This is a genomic window from Nocardioides sp. IC4_145 (assembly GCF_011250565.1).
GTDB lineage: Bacteria > Actinomycetota > Actinomycetes > Propionibacteriales > Nocardioidaceae > Nocardioides.
This window is the reverse complement of sequence record NZ_JAANMS010000015.1, coordinates 1-24,231: the sequence shown is the minus strand read 5'-3', so window position 1 is coordinate 24,231 and position 24,231 is coordinate 1. Positions and strand designations below refer to the sequence as shown.

The following is a 24,231-nucleotide window of genomic DNA, read 5'->3' as shown; positions in this document are numbered from 1 at the left end:
CCTCGCTGGAACAGGGGTTGGTGAGCGAGGTCTCAACCACGGGCCGGTCAGTGCGCGGCGTCGGCCGCCGGCTCGACCAGCTCCACGAGCACGCCGCCGGCGTCCTTGGGGTGGATGAAGTTGATCCGCGAGTCCGAGGTGCCGCGTCGCGGGGCGTCGTACAGCAGGCGCACGCCGCGCTCGCGCAGGACCGCGCTGACCGCTTCGACGTCGGTGACGCGGTACGCCATCTGCTGGACGCCGGGGCCCGAGCGCTCGAGGAACTTCGCGATCGTCGAGCTCTCGTCCAGCGGGGCGAGCAGCTGGATGTGGGAGCCGGAGTCGCCGACGGCCATCATCGCCTCCCGGACCCCCTGCTCCTCGTTGGTCTCCTGGTGGGCCAGGCGCATGCCGAAGGTCGTCTCGTAGAAGGCGATGGCCTCGTCGAGGTCGCGGACGGCGATGCCGACGTGGTCAATCGCGGTGAACAGGTGCCCGGGGATCTCGAGCGGGGCGCCGGTCGAGGGAGTGGAGTCGGTCATGCCCGTCATGGTCGCGGAGGCCCGCGGGGGCCGCGACCCCTTGTGACGAGTGCCTCACGGGGCCCCGTCCGAGACGGTCTTCCGGGCACTCCTACGCGTGGGTAAGGTCCGCCGAAACGGGCGCCGCGCCACGTGACGCCCCGCCGTTCCCACCGCTGGAGGAGCACCATGTCCGGAACCGTCATCGTCGCGGGGGCGCGCACCCCGATCGGCCGTCTGTCCGGGGGCCTCAAGGACCTCTCGGCCTCCGACCTCGGTGGTCACGCCATCAAGGGCGCGCTGGAGAAGGCCGGTGTCTCCGGCGAGCAGGTCGACTACGTCGTCATGGGCCAGGTCATCCTGGCCGGTGCGGGCCAGAACCCCGCCCGCCTCGCGGCGGTCAAGGGCGGCATCCCGATGAACGTCCCGTCGATCACGATCAACAAGGTCTGCCTGTCGGGCCTCAACGCCATCGCGCTGGCCGACCAGATGATCCGCGCCGGCGAGGCCGAGGTCATCGTGGCCGGTGGCATGGAGTCGATGACCAACGCGCCGCACTTCCTGCCGAAGTCCCGCGAGGGCATCAAGTTCGGCGACGTGAAGCTCGTCGACTCGATGGCCTACGACGCGCTCTTCGACCAGTTCACCTCCCAGGCGATGGGCCTGCTCACCGAGGAGTGCAACGCCGCGAGCGCCAACCTGACCCGCGAGGAGCAGGACGAGTACGCCGCGCAGTCGCACCACAAGGCGGCCACCGCGTGGAAGAACGGCGTCTTCGACGCCGAGGTCGTCCCGGTCTCCATCCCGCAGCGCAAGGGCGACCCGGTCGTCATCAGCACCGACGAGGGCGTGCGCGGCGAGACCACGGCCGAGTCGCTGGGCAAGCTGCGCGCGGCGTTCTCGAAGACCGGCACCATCACCGCGGGCTCGTCCTCGCAGATCTCCGACGGCGCCGCCGCGGTGGTCGTGATGAGCAAGACCAAGGCCGAGGAGCTCGGCCTGGAGTGGCTGGCCGAGGTCGGCGCGCACGGCCAGGTGGCCGGCCCCGACTCGACGCTGCAGCTGCAGCCGGCCGCCGCGACCGCGAAGGCCTGCGAGAAGGAGGGCATCGACCCGACCGAGCTCGACCTCGTGGAGTTCAACGAGGCGTTCGCCGCGGTCGGCATCTCCTCGGCGCGCGAGCTGGGCATCGACAACGCCAAGGTCAACGTCAACGGCGGCGCGATCGCGCTCGGCCACCCGGTCGGCATGTCGGGCACCCGCGTCGTGCTCCACCTCGCGCTGGAGCTCCAGCGCCGCGGTGGCGGCGTCGGCGCGGCCGCCCTGTGCGGCGGCGGCGGCCAGGGCGACGCCCTGATCGTGCGGGTCCCGAAGAAGTAGTGCCTCCTCGCCACCAGGCGGACGTCCCGGGCCTCGTCGAGCGCGCACGCGCCGGCGAGGCCCGGGCCGTCGCCCGGCTGATCTCGCTGGTCGAGGACGAGTCGCCGCTGCTGCGCGAGGTCACCGCGGCCCTCGCCCCGCACACCGGGCGCGCCCAGGTCCTCGGCCTGACCGGCGCCCCCGGCGTCGGGAAGTCCACGACCACCAACGCCCTCGTGCGCGAGCTGCGCGCCGCCGGCAAGCGGGTCGGGGTCCTCGCGGTCGACCCCTCGTCGCCCTTCTCCGGCGGCGCCCTCCTCGGCGACCGCATCCGCATGCAGGACCACGCCGGCGACAAGGACGTCTACATCCGCTCGATGGCCTCCCGCGGCCACCTCGGCGGCCTCGCCTGGTCGACCCCGCAGGCCGTGCGCGTGCTCGACGCCGCCGGCTGCGACGTGGTGGTCGTGGAGACCGTCGGTGTCGGGCAGAGCGAGGTCGAGGTGGCCGGCCTGGCCGACACCACGCTGGTGCTGCTCGCGCCCGGCATGGGCGACGGCATCCAGGCCGCCAAGGCCGGCATCCTCGAGGTCGGGGACGTCTACGTCGTCAACAAGGCCGACCGCGACGGGGCCGACCAGGTGCGGCGCGACCTCCGCTCGATGATCGCGCTCGCCGACCGCCCCGACGACGGCTGGGAGCCGCCGATCGTCAAGACCGTCGCGCAGGCCGGCGACGGCCTTGCCGAGCTGGTCGCCGAGGTCGACCGGCACCACGCCTGGCTGCAGCAGACCGGCGAGCTCCGGGCACGGCGTACGCGTCGGGCGCGGGCGGAGGTCGAGGCCATCGCGCTCGCGTCGTTGCGCCGCAGCTGGGGCGGCTGGAGCGACGGGGGCGACGGGTCCGGGCACACCGGCCTCGACGAGCTCGCCGCCGCCGTCGCGGCCGGCGACACCGACCCCTGGGCCGCGGCGGACCGGCTGCTGGAGCAGGTCGGCGGCTGAGGCCGCCCGGCCGCGGACGCATCGGCCGGGCAGGTCTGGACCGGCGCGCCTCCCCTCGGGGAAGCCGTGGCTCCGGGATGATCCCCGTCGAGCCGTGTCCTGATCCCGGTCGTCCGAGGTGGGTAGATGCAGAAGCTGGTCCTGGTCCTGGTCGTGGTGTTCCTCGGCTTCTGGATGTTCACCGACCCCAGCGGGCTCGCCGACGCCGGCGGGTCGGTCGGCAGCACGCTGGTCGCCTGGACCGGGAACCTCTTCGACGCGGTGATCGACTTCGTCGGCGAGCTCTGAGCCGGTGCAGCAGCCGCGCCCGCTCGGCGGGCCCGACATCGGCCGCCACCTCCTGCGCGAGGAGGGCGAGGTCATCGTCGACGAGGTGCGGCACCACTGGGCGGCCTACACCGTGCCGGTCCTCGAGGGGCTGCTCGCCGTGGCCGTGCTGGCCTGGGTGCCGGTGATCCACATCGACCTGGCCGGCTTCGCGCTGGTGCTGGCGATCGGGCTCGCGATGCACGCCGGCTGGGGCGCGCTGCGCGAGCACCGCGACCGGTTCGTCATCACCAACATGCGCGTCTTCCGCCTGCACGGGGTGCTGACGACCAAGATGGCCACGATGCCGCTGCACCGCATCCTCGACATCACCGTCGTGCGGCCGCTGCACGGGCGGATCTTCGGCTTCGGGCACTTCTGCTTCGAGTCGGCGGCGCAGGAGCAGGGCCTGCGCGACATCCGGTACGTCGGCCGGCCGGTGCAGCGCGACCTCGCCATCCAGCGGGTGGTCCAGCGCTCCGGGCTGCGCGGCCCGCGCGTGGGCTGACCGGCTCTCTGCTGGGATGGGGGCGTGGACCTCACCACCGCCCTCCGCCGCCTGCCCGAGAACCCTCGCGTGGTCGTCAGCGGCAACCACGCCACCCCGTGGCACACGCTGCGCCTGCTCGACGCCGTGCTGCCGTCGTACCGCCTGTGGACGCTCAACGGGCAGCCGGGCCTGCCCGACCGCGACGGCGTCACCCTCGAGACGTCGTTCGTGGGACCCGGGCAGCGGCGCAGCCCCCGGCTGTCCTACGTGCCCTCGCGGCTCTCGCTCGTGCCGACCCTGTTCGCCGGCGTCATGCCCGTCGACGCGGTCGTGCTGCACACGACGCCGCCGCGCGGGGGCACGGTGTCGCTCGGCACCGAGGTGAACGTCCTGCCGGCGGCGATCGAGTCGGCACGTGCCCGCGGCGGCCTGGTCGTCGCGCAGGTCAACCGCCACCTGCCGTGGACCTCCGGCGACGCCGAGCTCGACGTGTCGGTCGTCGACGTCATGGTGGAGGCCGACGAGCCGCTCGCGCACGCGCCGGTGCTGCCCATCGACGAGGACTCCGCGCGGATCGGTGCCCTGGTCGCCGACCGGGTCGGCGACGGCGCCACCCTGCAGGCCGGCATCGGAGCGGTGCCGGACGCGACCATGCGCGGCCTGGCCGGCCGGCGCGGGCTGCGGATCTGGACCGAGATGTTCTCCGACTCCGTCCTCGCGCTCGAGCGGGCCGGCGCGCTGGACACGAGCGTGCCGATCACCGCGTCGTTCCTCTTCGGTTCCGAGGAGCTCATCGACTGGGTCGACGGCAACGAGCGGGTCGTCATGGCCCGCACCGAGACCACCAACGACCCCGGTGTGATCGCCCGCAACCCGGCGATGACCAGCGTCAACACCGCGCTCCAGGTCGACCTCTTCGGCCAGGCCAACGCGTCGCGGATCAAGGCGCGGATCCACTCCGGGTTCGGCGGGCAGACCGACTTCATCGTCGGCGCGCTGCACAGCCCCGGCGGGCAGGCGGTGATCGCGCTGCGGTCGTGGCACCCGAAGGCCGACGTCTCGACGATCGTGCCGCTCGTCGACGAGCCGGTGACCTCGTTCCAGATGAGCGCGGTGGTCACCGAGCAGGGCGTCGCCGAGGTGCTCGGGCACGACCAGCGCGAGCAGGCGCGGCGGCTGATCGAGCACGCCGCGCACCCGAGCGTGCGCGAGGAGCTCCGCGAGGAGGCGGTCGAGCTGGGGCTGGCGGCTCCTCTCTAGAATCGCGGCCATGACGCAGCAGCCGTTCTCGCGCCCCGGTGCCATCGACCTCTCGGCGTTGAAGCGACCCGCCCCGTCCGCCCCGCCGCCGGCCCGCCCGGGGGCGGCCGGCCCCGGCGGTGCCCCCGCGCCCGCCGGAGCGGGCGCGGCCGGCGGGTCGTCGTACGCCGTGGACGTGACGGAGCAGAACTTCCAGACCGTCATCGAGGCCTCGATGACCGCGCCGGTGCTGCTGGTGTTCTACAGCCGCACCCGGATGCCGGAGAGCGGCCAGCTGGCCGACGACCTGGCGACCGTGTCAGGGGAGTACGAGGGCCGCTTCCTCGCCGGCCTCGTCGACATCGACGCCGCCCCGCAGATCGCGCAGGCGATGCAGATCCCGTCGATCCCGCTCGTCGTGGCCGTGCTCGACGGCCGGCCCGCGCCGCTGCTGCAGGACGCGCTTCCCATCGACGAGCTGCGCACCGCGCTCAACCAGGTCATGCAGCAGCTGACCGCGCAGGGGATGACCGGGCGGCACCAGCCGCTGCAGGCCACCGCGCCGGCCGGTGAGGACGACGAGCCGCAGGTCGACCCGCGGTACGCCGCCGCCCAGGACGCGCTCGGCGAGGGTGACATCGACCGCGCGGTCGCGGAGTACCAGAAGCTCGTCGACGCCAACCCCGCCGACGCCGAGGCCGCCGCCGGGCTCGCCATGGCGAAGGTGCTGCAGCGGACCCAGGGCGTCGACCTCAACGAGGCGCGAGCCGCCGGCGCCGCCAACCCCGACGACGTCGAGGCCCAGACGATGGTCGCCGACCTCGACCTGCTCGGCGGCCACGTCGAGGACGCCTTCGCCCGCCTCGTCGAGCTGGTCCGCCGTACCTCCGGCGACGAGCGGAACGCCGCCCGCGAGCACCTCCTCGGCCTCTTCGCCGCCGTCGGCAACGACGACCCCCGGGTCATCAGGGGCCGTCAGGCGCTCGCCTCCGCGCTGTTCTGACCGGCCGCGGGCCTCGCGACACCTGACCCGCCCGACTCAGTCGCCGAGCGCGGCGAGGACGGCCGTGACGGCGGGGGAGTCGGTCATACTGCGGCGGTGCAGCGCGACGACGTCGCGGGTGGGCACCGGGTCGGTGACGGGAACGGCGACGAGGTCGGGACCGAGCGGCTGCCGCCCGAGCCGGGGCACGAGCGCGATACCCAGCCGGGCGCGGGCCAGCGCGAGGTGGGAGTCGAACTCCATCGACTGGTGGGCGATCCGCGGCAGCCGGCCGGTGCCGTCGTACATCCGGTGCAGCCACTGGCGGCAGATCGTGCCCTCCGGCGTCGCGACCCACTCCTCGTCGAGCAGGTCGCGCGGCGTCACGACCTCGCCGCGGGCCAGGGGGTGGTCGCGGTGCACGACGACGTCGGCGACGTCCTGCGCGACCGAGGTGGACGCCAGGTGGTCCGGCACCGCCAGCGGTACGTCGCCCCACCGGTGCACCACGCCGATGTCGGCCTGGCCCGAGGCGACCAGGTCGATCGAGTCCCACGGCTCGCACTCGTGGAGCGTGACCACGAGGTCCGGGTGGGCGTCGATGAGCAGCCGCAACCGCGGCGCGACCAGGCCGCGGACGGCGGTGGAGAACGCCGTCATCCGCAGCCGCCCGGCGACCGCGCCGGCCTCGCGGTGCAGCTCGGCCTCGAGCTGCTCGAGACCGGCGAGCAGGCGGCCGCCGCCGTCGACGAGGTGGCGGCCGTGGCGGGACAGCACCACGCCGCGACCGACGCGCTCGAGCAGCGGCACCCCCGTCTGCCGCTCGAGCCGCTTCACCTGCTGGGAGACGGCGCTCGGGGTGAAGCCGAGCGCCTCGGCCGCGGCGACGACCGAGCCGTGGGCCGCGACCGCGCGCAGGGACGTCAAGGCGGTCAGGTCGATCATGAAGCGACGGTACATGGATACGTGCACCAATCGACGCTGGTGCTTCACGATCGGCACCGCCACGCTGGGCACGTGAACCGCCGCGACTCGCTGCTCGCCGCCCTCGTGGCTGCGATCTGGGGCTTCAACTTCGTCGTCATCGACTGGGGCATGGGCGAGGTGCCGCCGCTGCTGTTCTGCGCCGTGCGCTTCGTGCTCGTGCTGGTGCCGGCGATCCTGCTCGTGCGCCGCCCCGCGGTGCCGTGGCGCACGCTGGCCGCGGTGGGGGCGACCATGTCGCTGGGCCAGTTCGGCTTCCTGTACGTCGCGATGGCCGCCGGTCTGCCGCCCGGGCTCGCCGCGCTCGTGCTCCAGGCGCAGGTCGTGTTCACGATCGTCATCGCGGCCGGGGTCCTGCGGGAGCGGCCCACGACGGCACAGGTCGCCGGGGTGCTGGTCGGCACGCTCGGGCTGGTCGTCGTCGCGGTCGGCCGCGGCGGCGACGTACCCCTCGTCGCGCTCGCGCTGTGCCTGCTCGGCGCCCTGTCCTGGGGCATCGGCAACGTCGTCTCGCGCGCCTCGGGCGCGCCGGGCGGCCTCGCCCTGACCGTCTGGTCGGCGGTCGTGGTCCCGGTGCCGCTGCTCGCTCTCTCGCTGCTGGTCGACGGCCCCGCCGCCGTGGCGGACGGGCTCGCGGCGTTCGGGTGGGAGGCGGCTGTCTCGAGCCTCTACACCGCCGGGCTCGCCTCGCTGGTCGGCTACGGCCTGTTCAACGGGCTGCTCGGCCGCAACCCCTCGGCCGCCGTCGTGCCGTGGGTGCTGCTCGCGCCGGTCGTCGCCACCGCGTCGGCGTGGCTGCTGCTGGACCAGGTGCCGAGCCCCGGCGAGGCGGCCGGGGGCGCGCTGCTCGTGGCCGGCGTGCTGGTCGCCCTGCGGCGCCCGTCAGCAGCGGCCGGACTCGGTGTACGCCGGCGCGCCGGCGAGGTTGGCGACGGCGGCGCGGAGCCGACGGGCGGTGAAGTCGGCGCAGAGCCGGTCGGCCTCGTCGAGGGTGTGGAACTCCGCGGAGCGGATCTCGCGGGCCTGCTTGACGATCCGGTCGGTGATCGAGGCGTCGTGGACGCCGCCGTCGAAGACCAGGCACAGCGCGTCGTCCCAGCCCGACCACGGCGGGAGCCAGTCGGTCAGCAGCAGGCGGCCGGGCTCGATGCTGAGCCCGAGCTCCTCCTCGACCTCGCGGCCGACGGCCACGCGCGGCGACTCGTTGACCTCGACGACGCCGCCGGGGAGGTCCCAGTCCTGCTTGTAGGTGAGCTGGCACAGCAGCACGCGGTCGTCGCGGTCGCGCAGCAGCAGCTGGCCGATCGCCCGCTTGCGGGGGAGGAAGGAGTTCAGCAGCGCGCGGAACCCCTCCGGCTCGGAGGTGGGCACGTCGGTGGCGAGCCGGGCGTAGACGATCCGGTCGACCGGTGCGCCGTCGACGGTCACGCCGCGCATGATCCCCTCGCGGCGCATCCCGGACCAGGTGGCGGTGCGTTGGCCGACCTCGTCGGCGGGGTCGACCAGCGCCTCGACGCGAGCGTGGGCGGTGAGGGCCTCGGCCACCTCGCGGCGCACGACGTCGACGGGCTCGCCGGCGGACCAGGAGATCCGCGCGACGCCCTCGGCGACGGTCGTCACGCTGGGTGGCTGGTCGGTCACGGGATCACCCTAGGGGGCCGCCGGTGACCGACCGGCTCGAGCCCGGGGCCACCGGCGACCGCGCCCCGGCCGGGTCGCCGGGCGGTCACGCCTTCCGGCGGAACCAGACCGTGGCGAGCGGCGGCACCACGATGTCGGCGTGCGCCGGCAGCCCCTGGTGCTCGCCGGCCACCGCGGTGATCGCGCCGAGGTTGCCGACGCCGGAGCCGGTGTAGGTCTCGGCGTCGGTGTTGAGCACCTCCTCCCACACCCCCTCGGCGGGCAGCGCGAGCCGGTAGCCGTCGTGCGGCACGGCGGAGAAGTTCGCCACGCACACCAGCTCCGGCACGTCGGTCACCGAGCCGGCCGCGCCGCCGGCGACCTCGGGTGCGGCGGGCACCCGACGCACGAAGGAGAAGGTGTTGCGGCCGGCGTCGTTGGCGTCGATCCACTGGAAGCCCGCCGGGTCGTGGTCGGCCGCCCACAGCGCGGGGGAGCCGGTGTAGACCCGGTTGAGGTCGCGCACCAGCGAGTGCACGCCGCGGTGCTCGGGGTGGTCGAGCAGCCACCAGTCGAGCTCGCGGGACTCCGCCCACTCCGACTCCTGGCCGAGCTCGGCGCCCATGAACAGCAGCTGCTTGCCCGGGTGGGCCCACATGAAGCCGAGGTAGGCGCGCAGGTTCGCCAGCTGCTGCCAGCGGTCGCCGGGCATCTTGCGCAGCAGCGAGCCCTTGCCGTGCACGACCTCGTCGTGGCTGATCGGCAGCACGTAGTTCTCCGACCACGCGTAGACGAGGGAGAACGTCATCTCGCCGTGGTGGTAGGCGCGGTGGACCGGCTCGTGGGCGACGTACCCCAGCGAGTCGTGCATCCAGCCCATGTTCCACTTGAAGCCGAAGCCGAGGCCGTCGGCGGAGGTCGGCCGGGTGACGCCGGGCCAGGACGTGGACTCCTCGGCGATGGTCACGATGCCGGGGACGCGCTTGTAGACGGTCGCGTTCATCTCCTGGAGGAACTGCACCGCCTCGAGGTTCTCGCGGCCGCCGTGCTTGTTCGGCGTCCACTCGCCCTCCTCGCGCGAGTAGTCGAGGTAGAGCATCGAGGCGACGCCGTCGACGCGCAGGCCGTCGGCGTGGAACTCCTCGAGCCAGTAGACCGCGTTGGCGTAAAGAAAGTTGCGCACCTCGTGGCGGCCGAAGTTGAAGATGTGGGAGCCCCACTCCTTGTGCCAGCCGCGCTGGGGGTTGGGGTCCTCGTAGAGCGGCGTGCCGTCGAAGCGAGCCAGTGCCCACTCGTCGGTCGCGAAGTGGCCGGGCACCCAGTCCAGGATCACGCCGATGCCGGCCTGGTGCAGCTTGTCGACGAGCAGCTTGAAGCCGTCGGGGTCGCCGAAGCGGGAGTCCGGCGCGAAGTACGACGTCACGTGGTAGCCCCACGAGCCGCCGAACGGGTGCTGCATGACCGGCATCAGCTCGACGTGGGTGAAGCCGAGGTCGGCGAGGTACGCCGGCAGCTCCTCGGCCAGCTCGGCCCACGACCAGAAGCGGCCGTCCGGGTGCTTCTTCCACGACGCGAGGTGCATCTCGTAGACCGACATCGCCTCGGCGACCGGCTGCTTCGAGGGCCGCTCGGCCATCCAGGCGTCGTCGCCCCACTCGTGGGTCGACTCGTGGACCAACGAGGAGGTCGCCGGCGGCTGCTCGGCCCAGGCGGCCAGCGGGTCGGCCTTGTCGCGCCACTCGCCGTCCTGGCCGAGGATCGCGTACTTGTACGCCGTGCCGGTGCCGAGGCCGGGAACGAACAGCTCCCAGACGCCCGAGCTGCCGAGTTGGCGCATCGGGTGCTCGCGGCCGTCCCAGGAGTTGAACGAGCCCTTGAGCCGCACGCCGCGGGCGGACGGCGCCCAGACCGCGAACGACGTGCCGCTGATCTCACCGGCGTAGTGGTGGACCCGGGCGCCAAGCACGGTCCACAGCTGCTCGTGGCGACCCTCGTTGATGAGGTGGAGGTCGACCTCGCCGAGGGTCCGCAGGAAGCGGTACGGGTCGTCGAGGTCGACCGGCTCGCCGCCGTACGCGACCTGGAGGCGGTAGGCGGGCACCTCGGCGACCGGCAGCACGCCGGCCCAGAAACCCTCGTACTCGTGCTCGAGGCGGGTCTCGCCCCACGCACCGACGACGGTGACGCTGGACGCGAGCGGCTTGAGGACGCGCACGGTGACGCCGCCCTCGTGCGGGTGCGCGCCGAGCACGCTGTGCGGGTCGCCGTGCCCGCCCGCGAGCAGCAGGTCGAGCTCGTCGCGGTCGACCGGCTTCACGGTCGCGGTGGCGGGCGTGCTGGCAGGAGTGCTGCCGGCAGTGCTGCCGGGAGTGCTGGGCGTGGTCATGCGGCTCCGATCCGTGCGACGGCCTCGAGCGGGATGGACACCCAGCCGGGCCGGTTGCGGGTCTCGTAGACGGTCTCGTAGACGGCCTTGTCGGCGACGTACGCCGCCAGGAGGACCTTCGCGTCCTCCGACGGCTCGCCCCCGGCGTAGGCCGCCAGGAAGTGGTTGCGGTTGCGGTGGGCCCACTCCTCGGCCCGGTAGGCGAGCTGCGCGGCGGCCTCGGCGTCGTCGTCGGCGAGGTCGACGCTCTGCTTCTCGACCACGCGCGGGGCGTAGTCGAAGGAGCGAAGCATGCCGGCGACGTCGCGCCACGGGCTGTCCGGCTCGAGCCGCTCGACCAGCGGCTTGGCGGGCTCGCCCTCGAAGTCGACGATCTTCCAGCCCTTCGCGGTGCGGAGGGTCTGGCCGAGGTGCAGGTCGCCGTGGACCTGCTGGACGTCGACGCCGTCGAGCGCCGCGAGCCGGTCGTACGTCGCCCGCAGTGCGTCGGCGTGCTGGGCCAGCTCGGGCACGACCTCCAGCGCCGCGTCCAGCCGGGCGCGCATGCCGTCGGCGAGTGCTCGGGCGGCCTCCGGGCCGCGCCGCTCGGTGGGGAAGTGCTCGCGCAGCAGCGCGTGCACCTCGCGCAGCGTCAGCCCGAGGCGCTCGGACTCGCCGGCGAAGTCGCCGCCCACCTCGTGGGCGTGCAGGTCGCCCTCGGCGTACAGGTCGCGGACGCTGGCCAGCGCGAGGTCCCAGCCGTCGGTGGCGGTGCGCAGGAACTGCTGGAGCATCGCGAGGTGGTACTCCTCGCCGGTCTCGTCGGTCCACGACATCCAGCCGTAGAGCGCGGCGACGTCGGTAGAGCCGGCGGTCGTCAGCGCCCGGTGCACGGTCACGTCCGGGTTCGCGCCCGGGGTGACCTTGCGGAAGAGCTTCATGATCGAGTCCTCGCCGAACTTGACCGAGGAGTTCGACTGCTCGCCGGCGAACAGCGAGGCGGTGACGTCGGGGTCCAGCTCGTGCCCGGGCAGCCGGTGGAAGGTCAGCCCGGTGGGTCCGGAGACGGGGTCGTCCACGGCCGCCACGAACGAGCGCAGCCAGCAGGCCATCGCCTCGCGGTCGTGCAACGCGTCGTACGCGTGCACCCAGCCGATGCCCGGCTCCTCCCACCAGCCGACGAAGGCGTGGTCGAGCCGGCCCTCCGCCTCGGCGTAGAACGCCAGGGGCACCTGGTAGGACTCGGTGCCGCCCTCCGCGTCGCCGTAGGTCAACTCGACGAGGTGGTCGACCACCGCGGGCCCGGCGTCGACGCAGCCGGGGACCTGGCCGATCCGGCGCACACCGGTGACCTCGAAGGGGCGCCCCTTGCCACCGAACCAGCGGGTCTTCTCGAGGTACTCGACGAAGACCTGCCGATCGAGGTGGTCGGTGGAGAGCCGGTCCAGCGGGTTCTCGCTCACAGCAGCTGTCCCTCCTCGACGTGGTCCGGCCTGGTCAGGCGGAACCAGTAGAAGCCGTAGCCGCTCATCGTCAGCAGGTACGGCAGCTCGCCGATCGCCGGGAACGGCACCCCGCCGAGCAGCTCGACCGGCACCATCCCCTCGAACCGGCGCAGGTCCAGCTCGACCGGCTGCGGGAAGCGGGAGAGGTTGTTGACGCACAGGATGATGTCGTCCTCGCCGTCCTGCGCGTGCTCGCGGACGTAGGACAGCACCGAGGGGTTCGACCCGCCCAGGTCGGTGAAGGAGCCCAGGCCGAACGCCGGGTGGTGGCGGCGGGCGTGGATCATCCGGCGGGTCCAGTGCAGCAGCGAGGAGGTGTTCTCCATCTGCGCCTCGACGTTGACCGCCTGGTAGCCGTAGACCGGGTCCTGGATCGCCGGCAGGTGCAGCTTGCCCGGGGTCGCCGAGGAGAAGCCCGCGTTGCGGTCCGGGGTCCACTGCATCGGCGTGCGCACGCCGTCGCGGTCACCGAGCCAGATGTTGTCGCCCATGCCGATCTCGTCGCCGTAGTAGAGGACCGGCGAGCCGGGGAGCGAGAGGAGGAGCGCGGTGAACAGCTCGATCTGGTTGATGTCGTTGTCGAGGAGCGGCGCCAGGCGGCGGCGGATGCCGATGTTGGCCTTCATCCGCGGGTCCTTGGCGTACTCGTTCCACATGTAGTCGCGGTCCTCGTCCGTGACCATCTCGAGCGTCAGCTCGTCGTGGTTGCGCAGGAAGATGCCCCACTGGCAGCCGTGGGGGATCGGCGGCGTCTGGTCGAGGATCTCCGAGATCGGGAAGCGCGACTCGCGGCGCACCGCCATGAAGATGCGCGGCATCACCGGGAAGTGGAAGCACATGTGGCACTCGTCGCCACCGGACTCGAAGTCGCCGAAGTAGTCGACGACGTCCGCGGGCCACTGGTTGGCCTCCGCGAGCAGCACCTTCCCGGGGAAGTGCTCGTCGACGTACCGCCGCACCTTCTTGAGGAAGTCGTGGGTCTCGGGGAGGTTCTCGCCGTTGGTGCCGGGCCGCTCGTAGAGGTAGGGCACCGCATCGAGGCGGAAGCCGTCGAGGCCCATCTCGAACCAGAACGCGATCGCCTCGAGGATCGCGTCGTGGACCTTCGGGTTGTCGAAGTTGAGGTCCGGCTGGTGGGAGAAGAACCGGTGCCAGTAGTACTGCTGGCGCACCGGGTCCCACGTCCAGTTCGACGGCTCGGTGTCGACGAAGATGATCCTCGCCTCCTGGTAGAGCTCGTCGGTGTCGGACCAGACGTAGAAGTCGCCGTACGGGCCGTCGGGGTCCTCCCGGCTGGCCTGGAACCACGGGTGCTGGTCGCTGGTGTGGTTCATGACGAAGTCGATGATCACGCGGATGCCGCGCTTGTGCGCCTCGTCGAGGAACTCGTGGAAGTCCTCCACGGTCCCGATCTCCGGGAGGATGTTGGTGTAGTCGGCGACGTCGTAGCCGCCGTCGCGCAGCGGCGAGGTGAAGAACGGCGGGATCCACAGGCAGTCGACGCCGAGCCACTCGAGGTAGTCAAGCTTCTCGATCAGGCCCCGGAAGTCGCCGGTGCCGTCCCCGTTGGAGTCGCGGAAGGAGCGGACCAGCACCTCGTAGAACACCGCGGTCTTGAACCAGTCGGGCTGGCGCGCGGTGTCGTCGGGGAACGGGTCGCCCTCCGGCGCCTGGCCCATCGGGCTCAGGTGCTGGCCGGGCTCGCGGCCGGGCTCGGGCTGGGACGGGTCGTGCTGCTCCGGCGGGCTCGTCGGGGCCTGGGTCACCGGGTCCTCCTCACGGTCAGGACGTGCGCGGGCTCGTGGTAGGGGTCGAGCCGGACGTAGTTGTGCTGCGACCAGCTCCAGTCGGCACCGGTGATCTCGTCGTGGACGCCGAAGGACTCACCCTGCTCCATCCCCATCGCGGGCAGGTCGAGGTGGACCATCGTCTCGCGGGTGGCGTGGGGGTCGAGGTTGACCACCACGATGACGTCGTCGTGCGTGCCGTCCGCAGCAGTGTGGTGCTTGCTGAAGACGAGCACGTTCTCGTCGTCGCTGGAGTGAATGACCACGTTGCGCAGCAGCTGGAGCGCCTTGTGCTGTCGGCGGACCTCGTTGAGCCGGGTGAGGTACGGCGCCAGCGTCCGGCCCTCGCGCTCGGCGGCGTCCCAGTCGCGGATCCGGACCTGGTACTTCTCCGAGTCGAGGTACTCCTCGCTCCCGGGCTTGACCGCCACGTGCTCGTAGAGCTCGTAGCCGGCGTACACGCCCCAGCTCGGCGACCCGGTCGCTGCGAGGGCGGCACGGACCTTGAACGCCGCCGGGCCGCCGTACTGCAGGTAGGCGTGGAGGATGTCGGGCGTGTTGACGAAGAAGTTCGGCCGCATGACGTGGTCGGACTCGGTCGCCAGCTCCCGGAGGTACTCCTCGATCTCCCACTTGGCGGTGCGCCAGGTGAAGTAGCTGTAGCTCTGGTGGAAGCCGACCGCGCCGAGGCCGCGCATCATCGCCGGACGCGTGAATGCCTCGGAGAGGAACAGCACGTCGGGATCGGTGCGGCGCACCTCCTTCAGCAGCCACTCCCAGAACGCCACCGGCTTGGTGTGGGGGTTGTCGACGCGGAAGATCCGCACCCCGTGCGCCATCCAGTGCTTGACGACGCGGAGCACCTCGCGGCAGATGCCGGTCGGGTCGTTGTCGAAGTTGATGGGGTAGATGTCCTGGTACTTCTTCGGCGGGTTCTCGGCGAACGCGATCGAGCCGTCGGCGCGGGTGGTGAAGAACTCCGGGTGCTCGGTGACCCACGGGTGGTCCGGGGCCGCCTGCAGGGCCAGGTCGAGCGCGACCTCGAGGCCGAGCTCGCGGGCGCGGCCCACGAACGCGTCGAAGTCCTCGATCGTGCCGAGGTCGGGGTGGACCGCGTCGTGGCCGCCGTGGCGCGAGCCGATCGCCCACGGCGAGCCGGGGTCGTCCGGGCCGGGGGTGAGGGTGTTGTTCGGGCCCTTGCGGTTGACCTCGCCGATCGGGTGGATCGGCGGGAGGTAGATGACGTCGAAGCCCATCGCGGCCACGGCGTCGAGCCGCTTCGCCGCGGTGCGGAAGGTCCCGCTGGTGACCGCGCCGGTGGTCGGGTCCTGGGTCGCCCCCTCCGAACGCGGGAAGAACTCGTACCAGCTGCCGTAGAGCGCCCGCTCGCGGTCGGCGTAGAGGGGGTAGGGGCCCTCGATCGTGACCAGCTCGCGCAGCGGGTGCGCGAGCAGGACCGCCTCGAGCCCGGGGGACTGGAGCACCGCGAGCCGGGCGGCCGCGGGCCGCTCGGTGTCGGTGCACGCCTCGATGGCGCCGTCCATCACCGACCGGGCGGCCGTGTCGGAGCCGTCGAGGTCGCCGCGGACGCGCTCGAGCAGCAGCCGGCCCTCGAGGAACATCAGGTCGACGTCGACGCCGGCGGGGATCTTCAGCCCCGCGGCGTGCTGCCAGGTGGCGACCGGGTCGGACCAGGCCTGGATCTCGAAGGTCCACGCGCCGCCGACGTCGGGCGTGACCCACGCGTCGTACCGGTCCGGGACCTCGGCGTGCTTGGTCATCCGCACGGGTGGCCGGCGGGCGCCCGTGGGGTCCGTGAGCACGACCTCGGCGCCGAGCCGGTCGTGTCCCTCCCGGAAGACCGTGGCGCGGACCGGCAGCGGCTCGCCGACGGTCGCCTTCGCCGGCTGCCGACCGAGGTCGACCACGGGCATGACGTTCATGACGGGGATGCGTCCGACCATCTCTCCAACCTAGTGGCGGTCCGCGACGGGCACGCAAGTCGTGCCGACGCGGGGTGCGGGCGGTGCCGCGCGGGGGTTCTGGCTAGGGGGCAAGTACCCACGACGACGCGGCCCGAACGGATCGGGACGAAACGGTTGGAACGTTCAAAGAATCTCGCTAGCGTCGGTCACGTGCGCGCCATCCGTCGATTCACCGTCCGTCCCGTCCTTCCTGCCGAGCTGACCGCCCTGGGCGAGCTCGCCGGCAACCTGCGCTGGTCCTGGCACCCGGAGACGCAGGACGTCTTCGAGCGCGTCGACCCGGTGCTGTGGCAGACCACCGGACGGGACCCGGTCAAGTTGCTGGGCTCCGTCGGCCGGGCCCGCCTCGACGAGCTGGCCCGCGACGAGGGCTTCCTCGCCGCGCTGGCCGCCGCCCGCGCGGACCTGCAGGCCTACCTGACCGAGGACCGCTGGTACCAGCAGCGCGGCCCCGCCGACGGCCCGTCCTCGATCGCCTACTTCTCGCCCGAGTTCGGCATCACCGCGGTGCTGCCGCAGTACTCCGGCGGCCTGGGCATCCTCGCCGGCGACCACCTCAAGGCCGCCAGCGACCTCGGCGTGCCGATCGTCGGCGTCGGCCTGCTCTACAAGCACGGCTACTTCAAGCAGTCGTTCTCCCGGGAGGGCTGGCAGCAGGAGAAGTACCCCGTGCTCGACCCCGACGAGCTGCCGATCTCGCTGCTGCGCGAGGACGATGGGACGCGCGCCACGATCGCGATCTCGATGCCGGACGGCCCCGACCTCGTCGCCCGGATCTGGGTCGCCAGCGTCGGTCGCGTGCCGCTGCTCATGCTGGACACCGACGTCGAGGAGAACCCCGAGCACTACGTCGGCGTCACCGACCGGCTGTACGGCGGCAACTCCGAGCACCGGCTGCGCCAGGAGCTGCTCCTGGGCATCGGCGGCGTGCGCGCGCTGCGGGCCTACTCCCGGATCACCGGCCACCCCAGCCCCGATGTCTTCCACACCAACGAGGGCCACGCCGGCTTCCTCGGCCTGGAGCGGATCCGCGAGCTGACCGTCGACGAGGCCGGCCCGCGGCTGGACTTCGACACCGCGCTCGAGGTCGGGCGGGCCTCCACGGTCTTCACCACCCACACCCCGGTCCCGGCCGGGATCGACCGCTTCCCGCGCACGCTCGTCGAGCAGTACCTCTCCGACGCAGGCGCCGTCCCCGGCGTCCCCGGCGAGCGGGTCCTCGCGCTCGGCGCCGAGGACTACGAGGGTGGCGACGGGGCGGTCTTCAACATGGCCGTCATGGGCTTCCGCCTGGCGCAGCGCGCCAACGGCGTCTCGCAGCTGCACGGCCACGTCAGCCGGGAGATGTTCAACGGGCTGTGGCCGGCCTTCGACGAGGCCGAGGTGCCGATCGGGTCGATCACCAACGGCGTGCACGCGCCGACCTGGGTCGCCCGCGAGGTCTTCGAGCTGGCCGGGGAGGTCGGTGCCGACCCGAACGACCTCGACAGCTTCTGGTCCGCCGCCGACAAGATCCCCAGTCGTCGGATCTGGGACGTCAAGCGCCAGCTGCGCGAGCGGCTCGTCGCCGACGCCCGCCGCCGGATGGAGCGGTCCTACCTCAAGCGCGGGCACGCCCGCGCCGAGCTCGGCTGGATCGAGGGCGCGCTCGACCCCGACGTCCTCACGATCGGCTTCGCGCGCCGCGCCGCGTCGTACAAGCGCCTGACGCTGCTCCTGCGCGACCCCGCCCGGCTCAAGCGGCTGCTGACCGACCCCGAGCGGCCCGTCCAGCTGGTGATGGCGGGCAAGGCGCACCCGGCCGACGACGGCGGCAAGAAGCTGATCCAGGCGATCGTCCAGCTCGCCGACGACCCCGAGGTGCGCCACCGCATCGCCTACCTGCCCAACTACGACATCGCGATGGCGCAGCCGCTCTACCCCGGCTGCGACGTGTGGCTGAACAACCCGCTGCGCCCCTACGAGGCGTGCGGCACCTCGGGCATGAAGGCCGCGCTCAACGGCGGCCTCAACCTCTCGATCCTCGACGGCTGGTGGGACGAGTGGTACGACGGCGAGAACGGCTGGGCGATCCCGTCCGCCGACGGCGTCGAGGACACCGACAAGCGCGACGACCTCGAGGCGGCGGCGCTCTACGACCTGATCGAGAACGAGGTCGCCCCGCGCTTCTACGACGTCGACGAGGAGGGCGTGCCGACCCGCTGGCTGGAGATGCTGCGGCACACGCTGAAGTCCCTCGGCCCGAAGGTGCTCGCCACCCGCATGGTCCGCGACTACACCAAGCAGCTCTACGTCCCGGCCGCGGTCAACGCCCGGCGCCTGAACGACGACTACGCCGGCGCCGCCGAGCTGGCCGGCTGGAAGCGGCGTGTCCGCGGCGGCTGGCCGGGCGTGCGCGTCGAGCACGTCGAGAGCACGGGCGTCGGCGACGTCCCCGAGGTCGGCGCCGTGATGTCGGTGCGCGCGTTCGTCGCGCTCGGCGACCTGTCGGCCGACGACGTCGCCGTGCAGCTGGTCCACGGCCGCACCACCAGCGAGGACGAGCTGCGCGACACCTCGATCACGGAGCTGTCGGTCGTCGAGACCTACGAGGGCGGCCGGCACCGCTTCGACGGCGACGTCACCCTCGACCAGTCCGGCGCCTTCGGCTACACCGTCCGCGTCGTCCCGCGACACCCCGCGCTGGTCTCGCCCGCCGAGCTCGGCGTCGTCGCCCTGCCGAGCTGAGCCCGCGGCCCGGGTGGTCGAGGAGGTTGCGCAGCAACCGTCTCGAGGCCTCCCGGGCTGCTCCTGCCCGTGGCCGCCCTGGCGGGTTTCGAGACAGGCGCCAGCGCGCCTTCCTCAACCAGCCGGGGCTGGCGCGGCGCGGGTTTCGAGACAGGCGCCGGCGCGCCTTCCTGAACCAGCCGGGGCCGGCGCGGCTCAGGACTGGCGGAAGACGACGACGGTGCGGCGGCCGAGGTCGAGGCGGTCGCCGGCCTTGACCTCGGTGCCGACGGGGAGCTTGGCGTCGGTGGAGAGGACGACGACGCCCTCGTGGACCCAGTCGTTCTCCGGCAGCTCGATGGACTGGGGCAGCCACGTGGCGTTGAACCACAGCATGAAGGACTTGTCGACCTGCTGCTCCCCGCGCGGGCCGGGGGAGCGCAGGGGCGCGCCGGAGACGAACATCCCGATGGTGCGCAGGTCGGGGTCGTGCCAGTCGTCGGGCTCCATCTCGCGGCCGGAGGGGTGCAGCCAGGCCAGGTCCTTCGGGCCGCCGAGGATCGTCGGGCGGCCCTCGAACCAGTGCCGCTGGCGCAGCGCGGGGTGCTCCCGGCGCAGCCGGAGCGCCATCTTGGTGACCTCGTAGACGTCGAGCCACGCGTCGTCGGGGCGCCAGTCGATCCAGGAGATCTCGTTGTCCTGGCAGTAGGCGTTGTTGTTGCCCCGCTGGGTGCGCCCCCGCTCGTCGCCGGCGGTGATCATCGGGACGCCGTTGGACAGGCAGAGCGTCGCCATCATGTTGGCGGCCTGCCGGCGGCGTACCGCGATCAGGGCCGGGTCGTCGGTCTCCCCCTCGACGCCGTGGTTCCAGGAGCGGTTGTTGTCGGTGCCGTCGCGGTTCTGCTCGCCGTTGGCCTCGTTGTGCTTGTGCTCGTAGGTCACCAGGTCGCGCAGCGTGAAGCCGTCGTGGGCGGTGATGAAGTTGATCGAGTTGTACGGCGACCGGCCGTCGTCGGCGTAGAGGTCGCTGGAGCCGGCGAGCCGGGTCGCGACCTGCCGGATGCCGGGGGAGTGGTTGCGCCAGAAGTCGCGTATCTCGTCGCGGTACTGGTCGTTCCACTCCACCCACGGCGGCGGGAACTCCCCGACCCGGTAGCCGTCCATCGAGGCGTCCCACGGCTCGGCGATGAGCTTGACGTGCCGCAGGACCGGGTCCTGGCCGATGGCGGTGAGCAGGTGGGAGCCCATGTCGACGCGTCGGTCGACCCGGGTCAGCGCGGACATCAGGTCGAAGCGGAAGCCGTCGACGTGCATCTCGGTGACCCAGTAGCGCAGTGAGTCGAGGATCATCCGCAGCGCGTACGGCTGCGCGGCGTCGACGGTGTTGCCGCAGCCGGTGACGTCCCAGTAGGTGTCGGGGGCGGGCTCGCCGGGCACGTCGCTGCCCGCGACGCGGTAGTAGATCGAGTCGTCGAAGCCGCGGAAGGACAGCGTCGGTCCGAGCGCGCCGGCCTCGGCGGTGTGGTTGTAGACGACGTCGAGGATGACCTCGAGCCCCGCCTCGTGAAAGGCCTTGACCATGGCCTTGAACTCGGTGACCTGCTGGCCGCGGTCGCCGGAGGCGGCGTAGGCGTTGTGCGGGGAGAAGTAGTTGAGCGTGTTGTAGCCCCAGTAGTTCGTCAGCCCCCGCTCGGCCAGGGCCGGCTCGGAGACGAACTGGTGCACCGGCAGCAGCTCGACCGCGGTCACGCCCAGGTCCTTGAGGTAGTCGACGACCGCGGGCGTCGCGAGGCCGGCGTACGTCCCACGCAGGTGCTCGGGCACGCGGTCGTGCAGGGCGGTCATGCCCTTGACGTGCAGCTCGTAGATCACGGTGTCGCGCCAGCGCCGGCGCATCGGCTGGTCGTCGCCCCAGTCGAACTCGTCGTGGACGACCACACCGGTCGGGACGTACGCCGCGGAGTCGCTCTGGCTGATCTCCGTCGGGTCGCCGAAGGCGTAGCCGAAGATCGCCGGGTCGACGGTCAGCGAGCCGGAGACCGCGCGGGCGAACGGGTCGAGCAGCAGCTTGTTCGGGTTGAACCGGAGACCCGCGGCGGGGTCCCAGGGGCCCTCGATGCGGTAGCCGTAGCGGGTGCCGGGAGCGACACCGGGGATGGCGCCGTGCCAGATGCCGAGGGTCTGCTCGGTCAGCCGGTGCCGCGTCTCACCGCCCTCGTCGTCGAGCAGGCACAGCCAGGCCGCGGTTGCGCGCGGCGCGTGCACGGCGAAGTTCGTGGACTCCTCCGACCAGGTGGCGCCCAACGGCCACGAACGGCCCGGCCAGACGGCGGCACGCTCGCCTTCGTTCCTCCAGATCCTCGGGCTCACCGGCTCATTGTCCCTGACCGCCTTCCGCGCCGGGGCACAATGCCCCCCGGAAGCGGCATCGGCCGGCGACCGACACCTCAGGAGCGAGCGGCATGGCACGGATGAAGGGCCTCACCGGCGGAGCGCGAGCACGGGCACAGGTGGCGACGGTGCTGTGGACGCTGTTCGCGCTGGCCGCGATCTTCCTCGCGGTCGGTGCGCTGTGCATCGCGCTGGACGCCAACCGCGACAACGGGCTGGTGACGTTCGTGCTGGACGTCGCGGACGCCGTCGACCTCGGCATCTTCTCGCGCGACAACGGCATCAAGCAGTTCGACGGCGGCAACGCCGAGACGAAGAACGCGCTGTTCAACTGGGGGCTCGGCGCGGTGGCGTGGCTCGTGGTGGGCCGGGTCGTCGAGCGCGTCGTACGCCCCTGAGGGCCTGCGCGCCAGGGCTGGAGCCTGTGAGGTAGTCCACCGCCGGCCTCTGTTTCCTGCTTGTTGACCCGGCGGTAGCCTCACGAGCACATCCGAGTGCACAGGAGGGGCCGTCCCGGCCGACACCATGAACATTGTTGTCTGTGTGAAGTACGTGCCCGACTCCACTGCCGACCGGCAGTTCGAGTCGGACAACACCGTGGACCGAGTCGGCGTCGACGGGCTCCTGTCGGAGCTCGACGAGTACGCCGTTGAGCAGGCCTTGCAGCTGAAGGAGAAGAACGAGGGCACGACCGTGACCGCGCTGTGCGTGGGTCCGGAGAAGGCTGTCGACGCTGTCCGGAAGGCGCTGCAGATGGGCGCCGACCAGGGCATCCTCGTCACCGACGAGGCGATCGCGGGCTCCGACTACGTCGCGACGTCGCTGGTGCTGGCCAAGGCGATCGAGAAGGCCGGCGCCGAGAACAAGGTGGACCTGGTCATGTGCGGCATGGCCTCGACCGACGCCTCGGGCTCCGTCGTGCCGGCGATGCTCGCCGAGCGCCTCGACCTGCCCCAGGTGACCTTCGCCTCGGTGGTGGAGACCCAGGGCGACCAGGTGCGGATCAAGCGTGACTCCGACACCGCGACCGAGGTCATCGGCGCGACGATGCCGCTGGTCATGTCGGTCACCGACCAGACCGGTGAGGCTCGCTACCCGTCGTTCAAGGGGATCATGGCGGCGAAGAAGAAGCCGCTGGAGACCTGGTCGCTCTCCGACATCGGCGTCGACGCGGGCGAGGTCGGCCTGTCCGTGGCGTGGACCGAGGTCACCGAGACCACGGCCCGCCCGCCGCGCACCGCCGGCGAGATCGTCAAGGACGAGGACGGCTCGGGCGCCACGGCGCTGACCGAGTTCCTCGTGTCGAAGAAGTTCATCTGAGGACCGAGGAGTAGTAGAGATGTCTGAAGTCCTGGTCGTCGTCGACCACGTCGACGGCGCGATCCGCAAGCCGACCTTCGAGCTGCTCACCCTGGCCCGCCGCCTGGGCGAGGCCTCCGCTGTCTTCTTCGGCTCCTCCGACAAGGGCGCCGAGGCCGCGACCAAGCTCGGCCAGCTCGGCGCCGAGAAGGTGTACGTCGTCGACGACACCGAGATCAAGGGCTACCTGGTCGCCCCCAAGGCCGAGGCGCTGGCCCAGCTGGTGGAGAAGACCTCCCCGGCCGCGGTGCTGTTCGTCTCCGGCTACGAGGGCAAGGAGGTCGCCGCCCGTCTCGCGATCAAGACCGGCTCGGGGATCATCACCGACGCCGTCGACGTCGAGGAGGGTGGCGTCGTCACGCAGGCCGCGTTCGCCGGCAACTACACCGTCAAGGGCAAGGTCACCAAGGGTGTCCCGCTCATCACGGTGAAGCCGAACTCCGCCCCGGTGGAGGAGGTCGGCGCCGCCGGCACCGTCGAGGAGTTCGCCGCGACGATCTCCGACTCGGCCAAGAAGGCGCAGATCGTGGCCCAGCAGCCGCGCAAGGCGTCGGGTCGCCCCGAGCTCACCGAGGCCGCGATCGTGGTCTCCGGCGGTCGTGGCACCGGCGGCAACTTCGAGCCCGTCGAGGGCCTCGCCGACGCGCTCGGCGCGGCGGTCGGCGCCTCGCGTGCCGCGGTCGACTCGGGCTGGATGCCGCACACCTTCCAGGTCGGCCAGACCGGCAAGGTCGTCTCCCCGCAGCTCTACGTCGCCAACGGCATCTCCGGTGCGATCCAGCACCGCGCCGGCATGCAGACCTCAAAGACGATCGTCGCGGTCAACAAGGACGAGGAGGCGCCGATCTTCGAGCTCGTCGACTTCGGCGTCGTGGGCGACCTGCACACGGTCCTCCCGGCCGCGACCGAGGAGATCAACAAGCGCAAGGGCTGAGCACCAGCCATCGCCGCCCGCGCGGCGTACGACGGCCCGTCCGAGCACCCGCTCGGGCGGGCCGTTCGTCGTCGTACGCGCTCGCGACGTGCGGCGGGGGTCGCCGGTCCAGCCGGGTGGTTGGAACGCCGGCGAGTGGGGAGGCTGCGGTCGAGCCCGGTCCCTCGGGCGTCTCGTCCAGCAGGAGTCCTCGCGTGACCGCTTACCTCGTCATCGGTGTCGTCGGGGTCCTCGTGCTCCTGCTGTCGCTGGTGCTCGGCGACGTCCTCGACGGAGCCCTCGACGCGCTCGCCGGCGACGCGTTCTCGACCGCCGTCGTCGGGGCGTTCGTCGCCGCGACCGGCTTCGGCGGCGCCGCCGCCCAGGCGCTCGGGGCACCGGGCGCGCTGTCCCTGCCGGTCGGCCTCGTGGCGGGTGCCCTCTTCGCGTGGCTCGCGGCGTCGCTCACCCGGCTCGTCCGCGGCGGCGGCACCGACGCGACGCCGAGCGCCGAGGACGCCCTGGGCCGCGACGGCCGGGTCGTCACGGGCATCCCCGACCAGGGGTTCGGCGTCGTCGACATCCTCGTCGGCGGTCACGTGCTGCGGTTCAACGCCCGCGCCGACCGGCCGCTCGACCAGGGCACGCAGGTCCACGTCACGAGCGTGCTGTCCCCGACCGCGGTGACCGTCGCCCCGGTCTGGGACGAGCTCGCGTGACGCCGGCACGTCCCCAC

19 protein-coding genes and 1 pseudogene are annotated in these 24,231 nt (G+C 72.3%); 12 read left to right on the top strand and 8 right to left on the bottom strand.

Annotated features, from left to right (window positions below; genetic code table 11):
• Nucleotides 1-47: 47 nt before the first annotated feature.
• Entirely contained in the window at nt 48-521 is a 474-nt protein-coding gene (gene mce / locus G6553_RS08645) for a methylmalonyl-CoA epimerase (RefSeq protein WP_166191094.1), read from the bottom strand.
• A gap of 168 nt (nt 522-689) precedes the next feature.
• On the opposite strand from mce, the gene G6553_RS08640 reads away from it, so the two are divergent.
• From G6553_RS08640 to G6553_RS08615, 6 genes are all read left to right on the top strand, one after another.
• Complete coding sequence (locus tag G6553_RS08640) at nt 690-1,880, top strand: acetyl-CoA C-acetyltransferase (RefSeq protein ID WP_166191092.1); 1,191 nt, start codon at nt 690-692, stop codon at nt 1,878-1,880.
• Nucleotides 1,880-2,863 carry a methylmalonyl Co-A mutase-associated GTPase MeaB gene (gene meaB / locus G6553_RS08635; RefSeq protein ID WP_166191090.1) on the top strand — a complete coding sequence of 328 codons (984 nt, stop codon included), beginning with the start codon at nt 1,880-1,882 and terminating at the stop codon, nt 2,861-2,863. Before G6553_RS08640 ends, meaB begins: the two co-directional genes overlap by 1 nt.
• Before the next feature lie 126 nt (nt 2,864-2,989).
• On the top strand, nt 2,990-3,151 hold the full coding sequence (locus tag G6553_RS08630; RefSeq protein ID WP_166191088.1) for a hypothetical protein: 162 nt from the start codon (nt 2,990-2,992) through the stop codon (nt 3,149-3,151).
• A gap of 4 nt (nt 3,152-3,155) precedes the next feature.
• A complete protein-coding gene (locus tag G6553_RS08625; protein ID WP_166191086.1) occupies nt 3,156-3,677 on the top strand; it encodes a PH domain-containing protein in 522 nt (173 codons plus the stop codon).
• Between the two features lie 24 nt (nt 3,678-3,701).
• Nucleotides 3,702-4,919, top strand: coding sequence for an acetyl-CoA hydrolase/transferase C-terminal domain-containing protein (locus tag G6553_RS08620; RefSeq protein WP_166191084.1), 1,218 nt, complete (start codon nt 3,702-3,704; stop codon nt 4,917-4,919).
• Nucleotides 4,920-4,929: 10 nt separating this feature from the next.
• The gene (locus tag G6553_RS08615; RefSeq protein WP_166191082.1) at nt 4,930-5,901 is read left to right on the top strand and encodes a tetratricopeptide repeat protein; all 972 of its coding nucleotides are present in this window, start codon (nt 4,930-4,932) and stop codon (nt 5,899-5,901) included.
• 36 nt (nt 5,902-5,937) lie between these two features.
• Here the strand turns inward: G6553_RS08615 and G6553_RS08610 are convergent, their stop codons facing one another.
• Entirely contained in the window at nt 5,938-6,825 is an 888-nt protein-coding gene (locus G6553_RS08610) for a LysR family transcriptional regulator (protein ID WP_166191080.1), read from the bottom strand.
• Between G6553_RS08610 and G6553_RS20660 the strand changes: the two are divergent.
• Nucleotides 6,778-7,725: pseudogene (locus G6553_RS20660) on the top strand (EamA family transporter); the annotation flags it as partial. The gene G6553_RS08610 and the pseudogene G6553_RS20660 sit on opposite strands and share 48 nt — an antisense overlap.
• Before the next feature lie 21 nt (nt 7,726-7,746).
• On the opposite strand, the gene G6553_RS20655 reads toward G6553_RS20660, so the two are convergent.
• The 5 genes from G6553_RS20655 to G6553_RS08585 all read right to left on the bottom strand — a co-directional run bounded on the left by G6553_RS20655 (nt 7,747) and on the right by G6553_RS08585 (nt 16,105).
• On the bottom strand, nt 7,747-8,301 hold the full coding sequence (locus G6553_RS20655; protein WP_242680188.1) for an NUDIX hydrolase: 555 nt from the start codon (nt 8,299-8,301) through the stop codon (nt 7,747-7,749).
• Nucleotides 8,302-8,590: 289 nt separating this feature from the next.
• Nucleotides 8,591-10,870 carry a 1,4-alpha-glucan branching protein GlgB gene (gene glgB / locus G6553_RS08600; protein ID WP_166191076.1) on the bottom strand — a complete coding sequence of 760 codons (2,280 nt, stop codon included), beginning with the start codon at nt 10,868-10,870 and terminating at the stop codon, nt 8,591-8,593.
• Complete coding sequence (locus G6553_RS08595) at nt 10,867-12,312, bottom strand: phosphotransferase (protein WP_347565597.1); 1,446 nt, start codon at nt 12,310-12,312, stop codon at nt 10,867-10,869. Before G6553_RS08595 ends, glgB begins: the two co-directional genes overlap by 4 nt.
• Nucleotides 12,309-14,033 carry a maltose alpha-D-glucosyltransferase gene (gene treS / locus G6553_RS08590; RefSeq protein ID WP_166191182.1) on the bottom strand — a complete coding sequence of 575 codons (1,725 nt, stop codon included), beginning with the start codon at nt 14,031-14,033 and terminating at the stop codon, nt 12,309-12,311. The genes G6553_RS08595 and treS overlap by 4 nt, the downstream gene beginning before the upstream one ends.
• An 83-nt stretch (nt 14,034-14,116) precedes the next feature.
• Nucleotides 14,117-16,105 carry an alpha-1,4-glucan--maltose-1-phosphate maltosyltransferase gene (locus tag G6553_RS08585; protein WP_166191074.1) on the bottom strand — a complete coding sequence of 663 codons (1,989 nt, stop codon included), beginning with the start codon at nt 16,103-16,105 and terminating at the stop codon, nt 14,117-14,119.
• A gap of 171 nt (nt 16,106-16,276) precedes the next feature.
• Here G6553_RS08585 and glgP point away from each other — a divergent pair, with 171 nt between their 5' ends.
• Nucleotides 16,277-18,853, top strand: coding sequence for an alpha-glucan family phosphorylase (gene glgP / locus G6553_RS08580; protein WP_166191072.1), 2,577 nt, complete (start codon nt 16,277-16,279; stop codon nt 18,851-18,853).
• Nucleotides 18,854-19,048: 195 nt separating this feature from the next.
• On the opposite strand, the gene glgX is transcribed toward glgP, so the two are convergent.
• A complete protein-coding gene (gene glgX, locus G6553_RS08575; RefSeq protein WP_166191070.1) occupies nt 19,049-21,202 on the bottom strand; it encodes a glycogen debranching protein GlgX in 2,154 nt (717 codons plus the stop codon).
• Between the two features lie 92 nt (nt 21,203-21,294).
• Here glgX and G6553_RS08570 point away from each other — a divergent pair, with 92 nt between their 5' ends.
• From G6553_RS08570 to G6553_RS08555, 4 genes are all read left to right on the top strand, one after another.
• Nucleotides 21,295-21,621 carry a hypothetical protein gene (locus G6553_RS08570; protein ID WP_166191068.1) on the top strand — a complete coding sequence of 109 codons (327 nt, stop codon included), beginning with the start codon at nt 21,295-21,297 and terminating at the stop codon, nt 21,619-21,621.
• A gap of 127 nt (nt 21,622-21,748) precedes the next feature.
• On the top strand, nt 21,749-22,543 hold the full coding sequence (locus tag G6553_RS08565) for an electron transfer flavoprotein subunit beta/FixA family protein (RefSeq protein WP_166191066.1): 795 nt from the start codon (nt 21,749-21,751) through the stop codon (nt 22,541-22,543).
• 19 nt (nt 22,544-22,562) lie between these two features.
• Nucleotides 22,563-23,516: an electron transfer flavoprotein subunit alpha/FixB family protein gene (locus tag G6553_RS08560; protein WP_166191064.1), complete on the top strand. Its 954-nt coding sequence runs from the start codon at nt 22,563-22,565 to the stop codon at nt 23,514-23,516.
• Between the two features lie 194 nt (nt 23,517-23,710).
• Nucleotides 23,711-24,214, top strand: a complete 504-nt coding sequence (locus tag G6553_RS08555) for a hypothetical protein (RefSeq protein ID WP_166191062.1) — start codon at nt 23,711-23,713, stop codon at nt 24,212-24,214.
• Nucleotides 24,215-24,231 lie beyond the last annotated feature (17 nt).

Excerpts from the sequence above, each read along its gene's own strand:
- mce (WP_166191094.1), bottom strand. The coding sequence starts at position 521 with ATGACCGACTCCACTCCCTCGACCGGCGCCCCGCTCGAGATCCCCGGG.
- G6553_RS08640 (WP_166191092.1), top strand. The coding sequence starts at position 690 with ATGTCCGGAACCGTCATCGTCGCGGGGGCGCGCACCCCGATCGGCCGT.
- G6553_RS08630 (WP_166191088.1), top strand. The coding sequence starts at position 2,990 with ATGCAGAAGCTGGTCCTGGTCCTGGTCGTGGTGTTCCTCGGCTTCTGG.
- G6553_RS08615 (WP_166191082.1), top strand. The coding sequence starts at position 4,930 with ATGACGCAGCAGCCGTTCTCGCGCCCCGGTGCCATCGACCTCTCGGCG.
- G6553_RS08610 (WP_166191080.1), bottom strand. The coding sequence starts at position 6,825 with ATGATCGACCTGACCGCCTTGACGTCCCTGCGCGCGGTCGCGGCCCAC.
- G6553_RS20655 (WP_242680188.1), bottom strand. The coding sequence starts at position 8,301 with ATGCGCGGCGTGACCGTCGACGGCGCACCGGTCGACCGGATCGTCTAC.
- glgB (WP_166191076.1), bottom strand. The coding sequence starts at position 10,870 with ATGACCACGCCCAGCACTCCCGGCAGCACTGCCGGCAGCACTCCTGCC.
- treS (WP_166191182.1), bottom strand. The coding sequence starts at position 14,033 with ATGGGCCAGGCGCCGGAGGGCGACCCGTTCCCCGACGACACCGCGCGC.
- G6553_RS08585 (WP_166191074.1), bottom strand. The coding sequence starts at position 16,105 with ATGGTCGGACGCATCCCCGTCATGAACGTCATGCCCGTGGTCGACCTC.
- G6553_RS08570 (WP_166191068.1), top strand. The coding sequence starts at position 21,295 with ATGGCACGGATGAAGGGCCTCACCGGCGGAGCGCGAGCACGGGCACAG.
- G6553_RS08565 (WP_166191066.1), top strand. The coding sequence starts at position 21,749 with ATGAACATTGTTGTCTGTGTGAAGTACGTGCCCGACTCCACTGCCGAC.
- G6553_RS08560 (WP_166191064.1), top strand. The coding sequence starts at position 22,563 with ATGTCTGAAGTCCTGGTCGTCGTCGACCACGTCGACGGCGCGATCCGC.